This is a genomic window from Chryseobacterium sp. WG23 (assembly GCF_024586575.1).
Classification (GTDB): Bacteria; Bacteroidota; Bacteroidia; order Flavobacteriales; family Weeksellaceae; genus Chryseobacterium.
In genome coordinates this window covers 93,370-110,239 of the sequence record NZ_JALCZE010000011.1, presented here as the reverse complement: position 1 = coordinate 110,239, position 16,870 = coordinate 93,370, and the positions used below count along the sequence as shown (strand labels likewise).

At 37.9% G+C, this 16,870-nt stretch carries 12 protein-coding genes; 2 read left to right on the top strand and 10 right to left on the bottom strand.

All coding sequences use genetic code 11. The annotated features are described in order from the left end of the window. Nucleotides 1-56 precede the first annotated feature (56 nt). From MP477_RS17170 to MP477_RS17135, 8 genes are all read right to left on the bottom strand, one after another. Entirely contained in the window at nucleotides 57-3,542 is a 3,486-nt protein-coding gene (locus tag MP477_RS17170) for a DUF2723 domain-containing protein (protein ID WP_257191338.1), read from the bottom strand. Nucleotides 3,543-3,691: 149 nt separating this feature from the next. Then, the gene (locus MP477_RS17165) at nucleotides 3,692-4,480 is read right to left on the bottom strand and encodes an SDR family oxidoreductase (RefSeq protein WP_257191337.1); all 789 of its coding nucleotides are present in this window, start codon (nucleotides 4,478-4,480) and stop codon (nucleotides 3,692-3,694) included. An 89-nt stretch (nucleotides 4,481-4,569) separates the two neighbouring features. Continuing rightward, nucleotides 4,570-4,959, bottom strand: a complete 390-nt coding sequence (locus MP477_RS17160; protein WP_257191336.1) for a RidA family protein — start codon at nucleotides 4,957-4,959, stop codon at nucleotides 4,570-4,572. A 99-nt stretch (nucleotides 4,960-5,058) separates the two neighbouring features. Next, nucleotides 5,059-5,622: a Crp/Fnr family transcriptional regulator gene (locus tag MP477_RS17155; protein WP_257191335.1), complete on the bottom strand. Its 564-nt coding sequence runs from the start codon at nucleotides 5,620-5,622 to the stop codon at nucleotides 5,059-5,061. Beyond that, on the bottom strand, nucleotides 5,616-6,329 hold the full coding sequence (locus MP477_RS17150; RefSeq protein WP_257191334.1) for an SMI1/KNR4 family protein: 714 nt from the start codon (nucleotides 6,327-6,329) through the stop codon (nucleotides 5,616-5,618). Before MP477_RS17150 ends, MP477_RS17155 begins: the two co-directional genes overlap by 7 nt. Before the next feature lie 111 nt (nucleotides 6,330-6,440). Continuing rightward, complete coding sequence (locus MP477_RS17145; protein WP_257191333.1) at nucleotides 6,441-6,929, bottom strand: hypothetical protein; 489 nt, start codon at nucleotides 6,927-6,929, stop codon at nucleotides 6,441-6,443. Nucleotides 6,930-7,024: 95 nt separating this feature from the next. Continuing rightward, nucleotides 7,025-7,612, bottom strand: a complete 588-nt coding sequence (locus tag MP477_RS17140; RefSeq protein WP_257191332.1) for a TlpA disulfide reductase family protein — start codon at nucleotides 7,610-7,612, stop codon at nucleotides 7,025-7,027. A 45-nt stretch (nucleotides 7,613-7,657) separates the two neighbouring features. Then, nucleotides 7,658-9,466: a serine hydrolase gene (locus tag MP477_RS17135; RefSeq protein ID WP_257191331.1), complete on the bottom strand. Its 1,809-nt coding sequence runs from the start codon at nucleotides 9,464-9,466 to the stop codon at nucleotides 7,658-7,660. A gap of 307 nt (nucleotides 9,467-9,773) precedes the next feature. On the opposite strand from MP477_RS17135, the gene MP477_RS17130 reads away from it, so the two are divergent. Further along, nucleotides 9,774-12,104: a TonB-dependent receptor gene (locus MP477_RS17130; protein WP_257191330.1), complete on the top strand. Its 2,331-nt coding sequence runs from the start codon at nucleotides 9,774-9,776 to the stop codon at nucleotides 12,102-12,104. A gap of 3 nt (nucleotides 12,105-12,107) precedes the next feature. Further along, nucleotides 12,108-12,926 carry a DUF4249 domain-containing protein gene (locus tag MP477_RS17125; protein ID WP_257191329.1) on the top strand — a complete coding sequence of 273 codons (819 nt, stop codon included), beginning with the start codon at nucleotides 12,108-12,110 and terminating at the stop codon, nucleotides 12,924-12,926. A gap of 138 nt (nucleotides 12,927-13,064) precedes the next feature. Here MP477_RS17125 and MP477_RS17120 read toward each other — a convergent pair whose 3' ends face one another. Together MP477_RS17120 and MP477_RS17115 are read right to left on the bottom strand one after the other, a co-directional pair. Further along, entirely contained in the window at nucleotides 13,065-14,363 is a 1,299-nt protein-coding gene (locus MP477_RS17120; RefSeq protein ID WP_257191328.1) for a TolC family protein, read from the bottom strand. A 53-nt stretch (nucleotides 14,364-14,416) separates the two neighbouring features. Then, entirely contained in the window at nucleotides 14,417-16,864 is a 2,448-nt protein-coding gene (locus tag MP477_RS17115) for an ABC transporter permease (protein WP_257191327.1), read from the bottom strand. Nucleotides 16,865-16,870 lie beyond the last annotated feature (6 nt).

Here is a 16,870-nt window from a genome sequence, read left to right as displayed (position 1 = left end):
AAAAAAGTCTCCGAAATACCTGTTTCGGAGACTTTTCTATTTTTGTAAGCAGCAGATTATTCGGTTGCTTTCATAATTGCTGTGGTAATCTGGTTTTCTTTCTTTTTGGCGTACGTAGAATCAAAAGGTTCCATAATATCGAATAAATACTGGTAAAAAGGGGTAATTCTTTGTACATTTTCAGATTCTTTCACCGCCTTTTCTTTACCCATCTTCTGAAGTCCGCTGGCAAAAGTACTGAACTTTTTATCGATCGGTTCAACAGATTGCAAGAGGTAAGCATAAGCTTTTTCTTTTTGACCCAGTGTTTTATAAGCCTCTGTAACAGCTGAAACCACAAGGGCATATTCCATAGGTTTTGTCCTCATCTGTTTTCGGGCAGCCCTCTGGAATGAGGGTGAAAGATTCAGGTAATAATCATATTCTTTGAAAATTTCATTCTTAAGATTTTCCGCAAGCTGTAATCCTTTCTGTTCCTGACCTGCAATAATATATCCTGATACAATTGAACTTAAGGAACGGGGATCATTATATTTTTCTGCAGGAATTTCTTTGGCTGCAAGTTCTAAAAGTTCAACGGCTTTAGCTTTCTGATTATTTAGTACCAATGCCGAAACCGCCCTGCTTACAGACATTCTGTAGCCGATGATATTGGATGTGGCTGTTTCGTCATAATAAATGCTCTGGTCTTTAAAGTTCCCCCACCTGAAGTTTTTCACTACATGATACAATGAATTGGCATCTACCCTTCCTTTATCTCCATCAGGACGCTGAGGGGTATGGATAGGTATTAATCTGTAACTGAATCCGTCAAACTGAAGATATTCATCAAGGTAGAAAATATTCTCGCTGTCATAGATTCCTCCTGAGGAGAAATTGATCGGACGTTTCCAGTCGAAATTTGCCAACAGGTCCATCATCATCAGGTTATTTTTATACAGTGTATTTCCTTTATAGGTAATCATAATCTGATTAACAGTATCAGGAAGATCTGCCTGGTTGATAATTCCTGCTTTCACAGCATTTTCTTTATTGACGGGAAGGATAAATTTGTTGACCGGAAGAATATTATATTTCTCATATTTATCTTCTCCGAAATACATTTTTAAAAGCTGGTCTTTTTCAGGAGACTTGAATTTAATGAAGTCAATAGCCTGCTTCAATGTTAAAGAATCCTGGGTAAGGTATTTTCTGAATGACTGGAACTCTGTTTCAGGAGCTCCCTGCTCTTTCAACATAGAGAAAACCCCTTCCCAATCTTCTTTCTTCATCATATAGATTTGCTCATTAACACCGTCTCTGTAGTCATCATGTGTTAATTGGCTTGGAATTCCATTTGCATTGTAGGTTTTCCTCTTTACCTGATCTATACTCCAGGGAGTAGCCAGCAGTGTAAAGTTTACTGTTTTTACATCATCCCGGAACCTTTCAGTTTCCTGAATCGCCCAAACCGGAAAAGTATCGTTATCTCCATAAATAAAAATAATATCTTCTTTCGGTAATGATCTTAGGAATGAATAAGCGTAATCATGTGCCGCTGATTTCCGGCTTCGGTCATGCGATGAATAGTTCTGGAAACCCATCATAAAAGGTATTCCCAATAAAACAACTCCTAATGCTATATTGGCTCCGTTAGATTTTATTCTGGATTGTAAGAACCATAGAATAGCTCCTGCTCCCAACCCTATCCATATGGCAAAAGCATAGAATGCTCCCACCATTGCATAATCTCTTTCTCTTACTTCAAAAGGTTTTACTCCTGTATAGAAAACAATTCCTACACTGGTTAAAATAAATAAAGATAATAAGGCATAAAACCTTCCAAAATCACGGTTCAGTTGGAAGAAGAATCCTATTAAACCTAAAATCAGGGGGAGGAAAAAGAATTTTACGGTACTCTCATTTTTGAATTGAGCTGGCATTGCGTCCTGGTTTCCAAGCAAAGCATTATCTATAAAAGAGAAGCCTGAGATCCAGTTTCCATGAGTATTCTCCATATGCCCCTGAAGGTCGTTCTGCCTTCCTACGAAGTTCCACATCAGGTATCTTACAAAGTAATATCCGTTCTGGAAAGAAAAGAAGTAATCCATATTCTGGGCAAAAGAAGGTCTCTGAACCTTTATCAGATCGTATGGTTTTACTTTCAGATAATCTGCCGCCGTAATTGATTTGTCCTCATATTTAGCTCTTAGCTCATCGAAAATCTGTTTTGCCTGTGGGTTATCTGCAACATCCTCATTGTCATAGTTAAAGGTAAAGTCCGGAGCTCCATATAGGGCAATATAGTTGGCCGCCACATCTTTATCTTCACTGAACATTCTGGGCATGAAACTTATATGGGATTTACTGAACACATAGTTGAATCTTTCCCCTGTTTTTCTATAGGTTCCGGACTTTTCATCTTTTTCGTATATGTCTCCTGTTTTCTCCGTTTTATAACTTCCGTCTTCATTTTTTTCAATCCCTTTCGCATCAAGGAAAGCCGTATAATTTTGTCCGTAAGTCGTTGGCCAGTCACCATATTGTACCCTGTTATAATAATCTCTCATTCCAATGGCTGTATCAGGATCATTAAGGTTCATGGGTGGATTGGCATTCGCCCTGATTGGGATTACCATCCAGCATGAAAATCCAATAATCATATATACCAGGGATAAAACGATGGTTTGATATATCTTTTTTTTAGTCTTCCCCGCATATTTTATCAGTATATACGAAATGGCTACCATGAGTATAAATGCGACAATAGTTCCGGAGTGAAAAGGCAGTCCCAGTCCATTCACAAAGAAAATCTCCAATCTTCCGAACATGGTCATAATTAAAGGGAAAATAATCTTAAATACCAATGCCAGAATCACCAGTGTTATAAAGTTGGCCAGTATAAAACTTTTCCAGGTAAATGTATAATTTCTTGCATAATATACGAGGCATACGGCAGGAATAGCCAGCATACACATCATATGCACCCCAACAGAAAGTCCTAAAATAAAGAAGATAAGGATGATCCATCGCTCACTGTCTGCTGTTTGATATTCATTTTCCCATTTTGTGATCAGCCAAACCAAAAGCGCTATAAACAGCAAAGCCATCGAGTACACTTCTCCTTCTACTGCAGAAAACCAAAAGGTATCTGAGAAAGTAAAACATAAAGCACCAACCACTCCGGCAAACAGAATAGAAAATTCCTGTTTCCTGGTTATTTTTTCAACATCTTTATATAAAAGTCTCCTTAGAAAATGAGTGATTGTCCAGAATAAAAACAAAATGGTAAATGCACTGAACAAGGCAGACATGGCATTGATTACAATAGCATAGTTCTGCTCATTTCCCAAAGCAAAGATACTGGCTACCGCTCCCATAATCTGAAATAAAGCAGCCCCCGGAGCATGCGTTACTTCAAGTTTTACTGCTGAGGAAATATATTCTCCGCAGTCCCAGAAACTCAGGTAATGTTCTATCGTTGAGAGATAGGTAATTAAGGCAATACCGAAAAGGAACCAACCCAGAACGGTGTTCCATTTTTTAAAAGACCAGTTTTTCATATAATATTCTCCAATAAACAGTAAGACAACCGGGAAAAGAAAAGTATTACACAGCATTGTGAAAATATTGTATTTTCAAAATGACATTATGTAAAAAGCCTTCAGATCAGAGATCTGAAGGCTTATATTTTTATAAGAAAATTCTTTCTTTAATACGTATTATTCAATCCACCATCCAAAGGAATACTGGTTCCGGTAAGATAAGCTGAATATTCTGATGCCAGAAAAGCCACCAGGTGACCATATTCTTCCGGTTTTCCCAATCTTTTCATTGGGATCTTATTTTCTCTGGCTTTTTTTATCTCTTCAGTGGAAGCTCCGGTTTGCTGAGCTTCATGATTAATAAGGTTTTGGATTCTTTCTGTATCAAAATATCCGGTGAGAACATTGTTTACAGTAACATTATGCTGTGCGATTTCATTTGATAATGTTTTTGCCCAGGCGATTACTGCTGAACGGATGGAGTTGGAAAGGGTCAGATTATTAATCGGTTCTTTCACTGATAATGAAGAAACATTGATGATACGGCCGTTTTTCTGCTGAATCATATAAGGTAAAGCCAGCAATGTGGTTTCACAGACTGTTTTAAAGAGCAGATCAAATGCTTTCTGATAATCTTCTGCATTTTTGTCCAGCGCTAACCCCGGTTCAGGACCATTGGTGTTGTTGACCAGAATATCGATGGTATGACTGCTAAAATATCCTGTTATAATTTTCTTATAGCTGTCAAAGTCGGAAAAATCAACAACCAGGTACTCATGTTTCTGATCCGCATTTACCACCGGTAATGAAGAAACAAAATCTTTAAGTTTCTTCTCATTGCGGGCCATTACCGTGACATTGGCCCCACATTTTGCCAATTCTATGGCAATTCCGGCTCCTATTCCCTGGGTTGCTGCTCCTACCAGAGCATTTTTTGAAAAAAGTTGAATATTCATAAGCTCTTTGCTGAATTATATTGATTCTTATAAATGTAAGAAAAAACCTTCAAAGTCTGTTTGAAGGTTTCTTATTCTGCAGTCGATAATTATTTAACCACCGTGGCTTCCAGTTCTACTTTTAATGTTTCAAATAGCCCGTTTACTTCCAGCATAGTGACAGCCTGTTCGATCTGATGTTTTGCAATCCATTCCTGAAGGACCGGAAAATATGGCCAAAGCTCCTGTGTAGAAGTGGTATATATGTTTAGCCTGACAATTCCTTTATATTCATACCCTGCTGCGGTAATAACTTCTTCTAAGTTGGCAATAGCCTGTACCAGCTGGGATTTCATGTCTTTATCGCTTGAAGTTCCGTCAGGATCAATAGCCGCCTGTCCGGAGCAGTATAATGTACTTGTTGCATTCTTCACCTCAACGGCCTGGGAATAACTTCTTTCATCCTGCCATTTCCACGGGTTTACTGTTCTTTTTTCCATTGTTTCAATTTATTAAAGGTTACTTTGCAAAATTGAAGAATAGAGGCTTTACAATTCTGTGATCGCGATCACGATTATGAAGTGAGGGAAATCACAATTTTAGAGCGGTAACCTGCTTAGTGTTTCTCTGGAAACCCCTAAATAGGCTGCAAGAAGAGACTTTGGAACACGTTGGACGAGTATCGGGTATTTCTCAAGCAGTTGCTCATAGCGGTCTTTTATCTCAGTGGTCATCGTAGAAATAATCCGTTGTTGTGCCGCAATAAAACCCATATATGCTTTTTCCAGGAAAAAATGCTCCAGCTTTGGAAGCTCGGCACATAGTGTTCTGTAATCGGGCAAACTAAGACATAATACTTCAGTGGCTTCCACACACTGCAGGGACATGGTAGCCTTGGTTTGTTTATAATACGCCTGAAAATCTGTTTCCCACCAATCTTCCATGGCAAATCCTACAATATGCTCCTTTCCCGATTCATCGGTATACACCAGTTTCAGCAAGCCTTTTAATACAAAATAGTGATAGGCTACGGCTTCCCCTTCCTGCACTAAGAACTGATGCTTTTTATATTTTTTAAAAGAGAAGAAAGAGGAAACTATTCTGAACTCTTCGTCGGTAAGGAGTACTATTTTTTCAATATGGATTCTTAGCTGCTCTAGCATTTTGAATAATTAAACTTCTTATGTAAATGGTCAAAAGTAATCTCTCTGTTTACAATTTCTGCAACCTCGTCAAACGTAAGCAGTCCTTCTGCTTCAAATGAGTGGCCATTAGGAGTTTTATATGTATATTCAAAAATATCCCGCTGATAAATACTGTTTAGAATGGCTACCTGCGCCGGCTTTAAATACGGTTCATGGGTTTTCAGCTGATTGTATAAATTCTGTTTCAGCTCTTCCTCATCATCTTCATAAAACATAGAATCTTCATCTATTTCCGTTACCGCTTCCAGCAATTGACGAAAAATGAAATCCTGTAAATTTCCGGCCAACACTTCTGCCTCTTCGTCATCATGAGGAATAAATGTTATGGGAACTTCGCCATTATTCTGCAGATCAAACTGAAAAGCATATAAATCCCCTGCCCCATTTTTAGCAAACGGAACAAATTGATAATTAGGATGAACATTTCTGTAATCATCATCATCAGACATTTCTTCAATGGAAGCTGTGACAAAATGATGATCATTCCAGATCTCAATATCATATCCGAAGAGCAATAACGGAGGGTTCTTTTTTAGTTCAGGAAACACCGTGAGATACCAATCCGGTCCGGTTTCCCCCCAATCCAACATTTTGTTTTCAGCCAGCTGGTTATATATTTCAGGATATTGAAAATTATATTTCTGTTCTAGTTCTTCTCTATTCATTGTAGTTATGTATTACGTTCTATGCAAGTATATAGTAGTGATCTTAGTTTTACAATATGCTTTTTATTCAAAAATAAGCCTATTTACCGGGGTTTACAACCTTTAAAAGATTTATACTGAAAACGGATAATGCTCTCCCAGTTTGGGATGAATGGTATTCAAGGCTTGATAAAATCCCAGCTTAACAGATTTCGGGATATGTTCATGTTCCTCAAAATACATATCCAATTGCTGAATGATGAATGCCATCTGCAGCCACTGTTGAAAACTGATATACATGGGCTCTATCTTCTCATCATAATCGTGGTCATAGAAGAAAACCTCATCCTGTGTATCCAGAAACCACCGGTCACCCTGCCCGTTTCCGGCAAAACACCAATAATCATTTAGTTCAAATTCTTTATTTTCATTGACTGCTTCCACAGCATTATATACAATTGTTTCCGAAGAAACCTCTGTTGTTTTAATGGAAGTCACCAGATTTTGGTAATATTCAGGAAAAGAAAACGCTACAGCCTTCGGAAAGCTTTGCAGATTTTTTCCCCATTTCAATATCTCAGCTTCTATTTCTTCAATCGTCAGTATTTTAAACTTCATCATAGCCCCCTTAATTCTTAATTCTTAATTCTTAACTCTTAACTCTTATCTCTTGGCTCTTTATTCTTGATTCTTGGCTCTATAAAGCTCTCTCACCATCACAGCTTTCCGTTTACCAGTTCATCAACTTGAGTATAAAAAGAATCTTTACTGTAATCTGCCAGTCCCTGATGATGAAGACGGATTCTCCCTTTTTTATCCAGTACAACTGTAGTCGGTAACGAACCGCTATATAACTCCTTTGGAATAGCGCCGGCAGGGATTATAAAAGGAACCGTAAAATTCTTCTGTTTTAAGTAGGCTTTACCAAGCCCAGGATTGTCATCCAGATTTACAGTAAGAAATACTATATCCTGATGATTCCTATACTTTTCATAAAATTCCTGAATAGAAGGAAATTCTGCCCTGCAGGGAGGACACCATGAGGCCCAAAAGTTAATAAAGACTACTTTTCCTTTCAGATCAGAAGTATTGATTGTAGTTCCATCTTCATTCTTAACCATAAAATCTATGGAAGGTATCTGTGAAGTGGTAGATTCCGATATGTTAGAATTAAGAATTCCAGTAGAAGCCATTTGTCTCATCAGCCAGGCCTTTGCATCCGGGTTCACCAATAAAACAACCAACAGAACTGCAAAAATTACAGTAAACCAATTATTTTTCATCCATTTTTTCAGATCTTCCATATTTCTTATTTTTCAGATAAAAATCCTTTGAAAAGCATTTCTATATTATAATGTTTTTAAAGCCTTAGCAGCATTTTCATTTTTAGGATTTATTTCCAACAGTTTCTGATACGTCTGCTTTGCCTTATCTTTTTGACCAGCTTTCACATAGGCTTCTCCTAAACTGTCATATACATTTTGACTGTTAGGATACAATATGGAATTTACGCGAAAAAAATCAATTGCTTTTGTGAAATCTTTTTTACCAAGCAATGCATAACCGGTATTATTCAAATAGTCTTCGGAAAGAAAATAATGATCCATATCTTTGACCTTGCCATTTTTATAGGCTTCTAATCCTTTATCAAAACTCCCTTCCATAATCAATTCTAAAGGCGTTTTTTCGTCACTGTTCATTTGTGGGCTTTTTGAGCGTATCGTTTTATCCTGTAACACCTGTACAAGTTCGAGTTTCCCTGTTGAAGCATTTTTTACAAATTCTGATGTGAAATCCCAATTCTGTGTTACATATGTATTCTCTCCCACTTTAATGAGTTCCATTGGGGTTTCCAAATCATTAATATTCAGTAGTAACTTTCCGTTTTCACGATAAATCCTGTAAAGTCCGTACTGGTCAAATTTGTAACGCCCGATACTTTCATTAAAGTCCTGCTCGGTTAGGGATAAAGCTTTATAAACAGGGGGAAGATAATTGGGCCATTGATATACAGATGCCACTGCACGAACCAGCTCTTCTATAAAGTCGGGTTTATTGGTATTGGTTAAAATGACAACTCCGTCACCACTGGTTTTACTTCCTATAAATCTGCTGGAAAATCCTTCATTCCAGCCCCCGTGATTGAAATAAACCTGCCCGCTTTTATTCTCCAGAAAAACTCCTAATCCTTCAAATTTATCGATGAAAGGACTTGTAAATTCCTCTGCGGTTTTCTGAGAAATAACGATGTGGCTTTTATTATGCAATGTATTTTGAATATCAATTACAAATTTGGCCAGATCTTCAGCGGTAGTCCACAGCCCTGCAGCCGCCATTTCAGGATAAGTATGATACTTTCCCTTCACTCTTTGCCCATCCATCGTATAGGCTGTAGCTGCCCACTGAGCCTGACTTTCAGGTAGTGGCTGACTGAATGTACTGTTTTTCATACCCAAAGGCAAAAGCACATTTTCCTCTATAATGGTTGGAAAGTCTTTCCCTTTAGTATCTATGAGCATTTGCTGCATCACACAATATCCACCACCAGCATAGCGGAAGGGAGTTCCGGGAAGCTTATCCACTATAATAGCAGAAGTATTAGACGGGCTTTCTCCCTTTAAAACCTGGAGTAGCGTTGGTATAGGTATGCCGGCTTCATATCCGGGAAATCCACTCACGGTAAAGCCTGCGGTATGACTAACAATATTTTTGAGACTGACTTTTTTTTCTTTCGTAAATTTATTTTCAGGAATTTTCCAGGAAGTCAGATAGGAATTTACATCAGCATCCGGGTTTATTTTTCCTGCTTCCACTTCCTTTAGTGCAGCATAAACACTTACGGGTTTACTCATAGAGGCTGCCTGAAACAAAGTTCCGGAATTCACAGGAGTTTTGGATTCTACATCTGCCAGGCCGTATGTTTTGCTCCAGATCACTTTGGAGTTTTTGATCACTGCAATGCTTACTCCCGGAACATTATAATGTTTCATCCGGGATTCCAGCGTCCAGAGTGGCTTACCCTCAAAACGAATGACAGGCATTAATCCTGATTCTACACTGGAAATCTCTTTGGCTAATTTGGTTTGGGACTGTGCCAATACGGAATTCCCTATTATTCCGAAGACAAATGCAATATAAAAAGACGTTTTAACGTTCATGGTATTGAAGTTTGGTTCCTCAAAAGTATAACTTTACCGTTACTAAATAGAATGTATTTTGTAGATTCCTGCTTAATTACCTAAAAATTAAAAAAATAATAAACCAGCACAATACTATGTTTCACATAAGTTCTATTATCTTTGCCAGCGAAGTTTCCGAGTATTTTTTAGAATAAAAGGGTTGGTTAAAGAATTAATTTATTCAATAACAAGTTTTTGTGTAACTAATCCTCGGTCTCTTCAACTAATCTTACATCAATAAACTATTTTAATATAGAAAAGATCTACTTCTTTTTAAACAAAACTAATGCAAACATCCTTTTTAAAGATTACCGCAGCCACCGCTGCGCTCTGTTTCAGCACCTTTGTAATAGCTCAACAAACCTATTCTGTAAGCGGAACGGTTAAAGATAAAAAAAATGGCGAGCTACTAATCGGAGTCACGGTAAAAGTAAGTGAAGATCCTTCTATTAACGTTGTTGCCAATGAATATGGCTTCTATTCTTTATCCTTACCGGAAGGCAATTATACGATCATTATTTCCAATTCAGGATACAAAGATTTTGAACAGCAGATAAAAGTTGATCAGAATATAAAGCTTGACCTTCCTCTTATCCAACAGGAAGCCATCTCCAAATCGATTGATGAAGTAGTGATAACGGGTATAAAAAAAGACAAGAATCTTTCCAGTGCTCAAATGGGAACTGAAACACTAAGCATCAAAAATATTGAAAAACTACCGGTTTTATTCGGTGAAAAAGACGTTATGAAAACTATACAGCTTTTACCGGGTATCAAAAGTAACGGTGAGGGAAGCAGTGGATTCAGTGTAAGAGGTGGTGCTACCGACCAGAACCTGATCTTACTGGATGAAGCGCCGGTTTATAATGCGTCTCACTTACTGGGCTTTTTCAGCACCTTTAACAGTGATGCTCTGAAAGATGCCAGTATTATCAAAGGAAACAGCCCTGCCCAATATGGAGGACGTCTTTCTTCCGTATTGGATGTAAAGATGAAGGACGGAAATAACCAGGATTATAATGTCAACGGAGGAATCGGGCTGATCAGCAGCAGGCTGAGTGTAGAAGGCCCTATCCAGAAAGAGAAATCATCATTCATTGTTTCCGGAAGAAGAACTTATGCTGATTTATTCCTTAAGACCAATAAAGACTACAAAGACAATAAGTTATATTTTTATGACCTTAACTTAAAGGCCAATTATCAGCTTAATGAAAATAACCGTCTTTATTTATCTGCCTATTTTGGAAGAGATGTCCTTGGATTAGGAAATACATTCTCAACAGATTGGGGAAATACTACAGCCACACTGCGTTGGAACAGCATCATCAACAGTAAATTATTTTCCAATACATCCTTCATCTACAGCAATTATGATTATAAAATCAGCCTGAAGAGCAATGATAATGTATTTGATTTAAATTCTAAAATACAGGACTGGAATCTTAAGCAGGACTTCACCTGGTTTGCAGGAAATAAACATTCTATACGTTTTGGCCTTCAGTCTATTTATCATACCCTTACCCCAAGCAGTGCCTCAGGGACCAGTGTGAGCAGCTTTCCAAGAAATCCAAGATATTCATGGGAGAATGCCCTGTATATCAATGATGATTATAAGGCTACAGAGAAACTTACCATTAATTATGGGGTAAGACTTTCCCTATTCAGTGTATTGGGAGGTGATACTTTCAACACGTATGAGAATGGAAATCTTACAGAAAGCAGGTTTTTAGAAAAAGGAAAACTTGGGAAAACCTATATAAATCCTGAGCCCCGTATTACCGCCAATTACCGTATCAACGAAGTCAGCAGTGTGAAAGGAGGATATTCCCGTAATACTCAAAATCTACACCTTTTAAGCAACTCTAACAGCGGAAATCCTACAGACCAATGGATTGGAAGCAGCTATACGGTAAAACCGGAAATTGCAGACCAGATCAGTGCTGGCTACAGCAGGAACTTCAAAAACAATAATTATGAAATCAATGCTGAAGTCTATTACAAATCCATGCAGAATCAGATCGATTTCAAAAACGGAGCTCAGATTGGATTTGATACAGGATCAGATGTAGAAAATGAATTGCTGTTCGGAAAAGGCAGAGCCTACGGTCTTGAGCTTATTGCCAAAAAGAAAAGCGGCAAGCTTACCGGATGGATTTCTTACACGTTATCCAAAACTGAAAGAAAAATAAACGGGATCAATAATAATGAATGGTATAATGCCAGAATGGATAAAACGCATGATCTATCCGTAGTAGCTACTTATCAGTTTAATGAAAAGTGGTCCATGTCCGGACTTTTCCTGTACAGTACCGGAAATGCAGTGACCTTCCCTACCGGAAAGTATGAACTGAACGGGCAAACGATCTTCCAGTACAGCAACAGAAATGCAGACAGAATGCCTGCTTATCACAGAATGGACCTGAGTGCGACCTATGAGCCAATCTCTAATAAGCGTTTCAAGGGTTCATGGACTTTTGGTATTTATAATCTGTATGGTCGTGAAAATGCCTATACGATTACTTTTGAAGACAACCCAAATAATCCGGGAGCAACACGTGCTATGCAGACTTCTCTATTCCGTTGGGTACCTAACATCACTTACAATTTCAAATTTTAAATCATGAAAAATACATTTTTTATCATATTATCCCTGTTTGCTTTAACATCTTGCGAGAAAGAGATCGATCTGGATCTTGCCGACCAAAGTGGAAATATTGTCATTGAAGGAAATGTTACCGATCAGGCCGGGCCTTATATCGTGAAAATAACAAAATCTGTGGGCGTTTCACAGCCTAATCAATATCCTGCTGTAACGGGTGCACAGGTTACTTTAAGCGATAATGCCGGTCAAACGGAAGTTTTACAATACATAGGCCAGGGAAAATACCAGACTACCAATTTTGTGGGAGTATCCGGCAGAATCTATACCCTGAATGTACAGGCAGAAGGAAAGCAATATACTGCTCAAAGCACAATGCCTGAAGTAGTGGATTTTGAAGGTCTGTCACAGGATTCATTTTCTTTCGGGGACGAAAAAAGCTATACCCTTTTACCCATTTTTACAGATCCTGTTGCATTAGGCAACCGTTATCTTTTCAGCTTTACCATCAATAATTTAACAAAAAAATACATGGATGTCTTTTCAGACAATGTGAATAACGGCCTTGCCAATCAGCGTCCGATCATCCTTCCGAATGATGATAATGACGGCAGAGATCATAAAGTAGTTGTGGGAGATACCATTCACGTTGAAATGCAAAGCATTGACACCAATGTATTCACCTATTACAGTGCTCTTCTTCAGATTTCCAATGGTAATGGCGGCAGTGTGACGCCAGCTAACCCTCCAAGTAATATCAGCAATGGAGCTTTAGGCTACTTTTCAGCCCATACACAGAGTGAGCAGAGTTTTGTGATCCAGGAAGTAACCACTCCATAATTTAAGAAAAAAATTACCCGGCAAATATCTTCTTCATGTGTATTAAACAGAAGGGTATATTCTGAGGATCTATTCAAAATAAAAGCAGTCTTCATCATTTTGAAGACTGCTTTTTTGAAAATGTACGAATATTCTGAATTAAAAACCTGATTCCAGTACCTTTAACAGTTCTGTCTGCTGGATCACATCATTTTTGCTGCTGATAAGATTATAATTAGCCTGAAGCCATCCGTTGCGGACAACAAAAAATGTATAAGCATCCATTAATCCTTCTTTATATTTTTCTTCAGATTTCTGAAAAGACAGTTTTTGATTTTCAAAATTGGTGTCCAGCAAATTGTATTTCTCCTGGGCGTTTAAAAACTGTGCTTTAATTGAATTAATATTTTGGGTCAGGTCGTTGATGATTAGCTCCTTATCATACTTGGAATTGATGACATTCAGCTTTGCTGTTTCCACGTTCGTTTTTACCTGTAACTTATTAAAAATAGGAATATTGAGTCCCAAGATTACAGACTGGTTTTTGTTTTGAGAAAACTGATCGGAGAAACGAATACCGGAACCGTCATCCTTTCCCAGCACTTTATTATAAAAAGTAGACCAGCTGTAACTTGCATTTAAAGTTGGCAAATACCCGGCTTTTGCTATATCTTCTTTCTTCTCCTCTGCTTTAATCTCTGCTATCACAGATTGGTAAGCAGGATTTTTCTCCAATAATTTTTTTGTAAAATCCGGATCTCGAAACGCTGCTTCCGAAGAGAGATTTTCATCAGTCATCACGAACTCCAAAGAATCCTGAGTAAAAGCCAATGCATTCAGCAGGTTAATTTTTGACTGATCCCGTTGATTTTTAGCGGACACCCATTGCTCCTGTAAAGTTCCCAGATTCGCTTTGATATCGTATACATCACTTTTGGGTCTGTTTCCAATTTCTACTTCTTTTTCGGTACGCTTAATCTGATCCTGCATTCCGGATATCTGGGTTTCCAGGACTTCCAGCCAGCTTTTCGCATTCTGGTAGGCAAAAAACATTTGAATAACATTCAGTTTTACCTTATTCTGTGCGAGCTTAAGCCTGTACGTACTGGTTTGTTTATTCAATGTAGACAAAGATATATCCAGCATATTTTTCCAGTTGAAAAGACTCCAGTCTGCCTGAGCCGTAAACTGATCATATTGTGTATTGAGAGCTTCCCGCTGATTACTCGACTGGTTAATGGAAGAACCAAAGCTATAGGTATGTTTCACCCCGGCTTCTACAGAAGGCAGCAGCATACCTTTTGATCCTGTAATCAGCTTATCATTTTTGGCAACATTCACGGTGGCTTGTTTAACCAGCGGATGATGAGCTGCAGCATAATCGAGACATTGTTGCAGGTTCCATGTTTGCTGAGCCGGATAAAGGCCAACAAAAAACAGGAAAATAATATTTTTCATGAGGACGTTCTGATTTAAATAATTAAGAAAATAAGAAGAGCGATGAACTCCATTTACTCATACTTCAGATATTTGATGAGATCTACTTTTGTGGCTTTATAAGCTTTGATACTTACGACAGCAAATGTTAACCCCAATAAAACCAGGAAACTGACAACAAACGGCCACACCGGCATATCTATTCTATAGGCAAAATCTTTCAGCCATTCGTTCATCAGAAAATAACAGATCGGAATACTGATCAAAACAGCAATGACAGCAATCCAAAGGAACTGACGGGTGAGTCCGAAAACCAAAATACGGTCTGAGGCTCCCAAGGTCTTTCTAATAGCTACATCTTTCAACTTCTGCTCTATCATCAAAGAGGAAAGCGCAAAGAGCCCCAGTAAAGCCACCATTAATACCATAGCATTCAGAATGGTAAATAAGGTTTGCTGCTTTTGATAGACTTCAAAAGTTTTTGCAAATCTCTGATTGATAAAATAATAATCAAAAGGATAGCCCGGCTCTGCTGAAGTCTGCCAGAATTTTTTAATCCTCTCAACCGTTCCCTCAATGTCATCCGGTTTTATTTTCACCTGAACATTGTATACATTAAGCCTCTTCGAGGTAGATTGTTTGTAATGAAAAAACATAATAGGTTCTATCTTATATTGAAGGCTTCGAAGGTTAAAATCCTTAACAATTCCTACGACCTTATATTTCTTTCCTTCATCAAACCCCGGACGCAATTCACGCTGAAAAACCTGCTCATCTGTCCAGCCAAATTTTTTAACAAATGCTTCATTAACAATAATAGTACTGATTGTATCTGAAGCCAAATTCGGATCCAGCCAGCGTCCTTTTAATAATTTAACATCCAGAAACTGAAGATAATTATAATCCATTGCACCGGTTTCGGCATCAATACTCTGGTGCTCATAATCGATATTTGAACTGCTTCTCCGTCCGCTCCCAACCACTGCTTCTCCATAAGAAACCTCCTCTACCCCGTTAATTTTAGTGAGTTCATTTCTAAGACGTTCATATTTTAACCATGACTTAGGAGTAAGCTCATTGCAGTAAATCATCATGATCTGTTTTCCGTTAAACCCAAGGTCTTTATTCATCATATGCTTTACCTGGCTATGTACAATTAAACCTCCAATGATAAAAAATGAAGAAATAACGAGCTGTAGCGTAAGAATTCCGTTTCTAAGCCAGACTCCGTGTTTGCTTCGGGAGAAATTACCCTTGAGCGTCTCAATTGCTTTAAAATTCGAAAGATAAAAAGCAGGAACCAGCCCAGATAATAAGGTGACTGCCATGACCATTGCTAAGGAATACACATAAACATGCCAGTCGTTCAGCGCTATTTCCTTGTTAAAAAATTTATTAAAAGAAGGAAGCAAAAGCTCTGTAAGGGCCAAAGACAGGAAATAAGACAGCAGGCATATAATAAATGTCTCTAAAAAGAACTGAAGCATTAAAGAAAGCTTTGTCCCTCCAATCGCTTTTCTTACTCCCACTTCTTTTCCTCTTTGTGATGCTTCTGCCGTTTTCAGATTGATAAAATTGATCGCTGATAAAGTAACAATCAGGACAGAAAGGGAAAACAAAATCATAATGGTCCTGAAATCTCCATTTCCAAACCATGAAGCTTTTGCATGAAGTTTAAGCTGATCCAATGGAACGAGAAATACTCTGTTAGGCCCATACATCTCAAAAAACTGTTGGGCGCTCATTCCTGCATTTTTCGCAGAACGAGCCGCTCTATGTTCCAGAATTTCTTTAAACTTATTTTCAAAAACCGAAGGATCACCTCCTTTTTTAAGCATAAAAAAGCATCCGTAGTTGAAACTATTCCATTGTTCTTTATCATTTTTAAACTGCTCTACAGGCTTGAAAATAAATTCCGGTTTGATCTGACTATTCCCTTCAGGGAGCTCATATACAGCGGTAACCATATAATCTTTATCATCAAATTTTATGGATTCACCGGCAGCATTAGCTGTTCCAAATAATTTTATAGCCACCTGCTTGGAAATGGCAATGGAAGCATCTGATTTTAAGGCATCTTTCGCCCGGCCTGAAATAATTTTAAAAGGAAAAAAATTAAAGAAACTTTCCGATGAGGTAAAACCACCCTGCTGAAAAGCAGTGGTATATTTGGTTATCATTTTTACTCCTATATCAGAACCGTTGAAAATAACATAGTCTTCCGTTTCCGAAATCTTTTTAAATGCCTCATAAGCCAAAGGGTAAGAAATATTATTTCCGTAGAAATTATCTTTTTTGTACAGGCTTTGAAAAGCAAAGATCTGGTCTTTTTTGGGATTCCATTTTTCATAGGATTCCTCATCGTTCCAATGCATCAGGATCAGCATAAATCCGGTGAGTCCTATGGTAAGTCCAAACAGATTGATAAAAGTAGACAGTCTGTTCTTTTTATAATTAATCAAGGCAATTTTGAGCCAGTTGGTAAGCATAATAATTGGATTACAGTTAATAATATTTGACAAAAGACT

Coding starts and splice junctions, on each gene's coding strand:
- MP477_RS17170 (WP_257191338.1), bottom strand. CDS start 3,542: ATGAAAAACTGGTCTTTTAAAAAATGGAACACCGTTCTGGGTTGGTTC.
- MP477_RS17165 (WP_257191337.1), bottom strand. CDS start 4,480: ATGAATATTCAACTTTTTTCAAAAAATGCTCTGGTAGGAGCAGCAACC.
- MP477_RS17160 (WP_257191336.1), bottom strand. CDS start 4,959: ATGGAAAAAAGAACAGTAAACCCGTGGAAATGGCAGGATGAAAGAAGT.
- MP477_RS17155 (WP_257191335.1), bottom strand. CDS start 5,622: ATGCTAGAGCAGCTAAGAATCCATATTGAAAAAATAGTACTCCTTACC.
- MP477_RS17150 (WP_257191334.1), bottom strand. CDS start 6,329: ATGAATAGAGAAGAACTAGAACAGAAATATAATTTTCAATATCCTGAA.
- MP477_RS17145 (WP_257191333.1), bottom strand. CDS start 6,929: ATGATGAAGTTTAAAATACTGACGATTGAAGAAATAGAAGCTGAGATA.
- MP477_RS17140 (WP_257191332.1), bottom strand. CDS start 7,612: ATGGAAGATCTGAAAAAATGGATGAAAAATAATTGGTTTACTGTAATT.
- MP477_RS17135 (WP_257191331.1), bottom strand. CDS start 9,466: ATGAACGTTAAAACGTCTTTTTATATTGCATTTGTCTTCGGAATAATA.
- MP477_RS17130 (WP_257191330.1), top strand. CDS start 9,774: ATGCAAACATCCTTTTTAAAGATTACCGCAGCCACCGCTGCGCTCTGT.
- MP477_RS17125 (WP_257191329.1), top strand. CDS start 12,108: ATGAAAAATACATTTTTTATCATATTATCCCTGTTTGCTTTAACATCT.
- MP477_RS17120 (WP_257191328.1), bottom strand. CDS start 14,363: ATGAAAAATATTATTTTCCTGTTTTTTGTTGGCCTTTATCCGGCTCAG.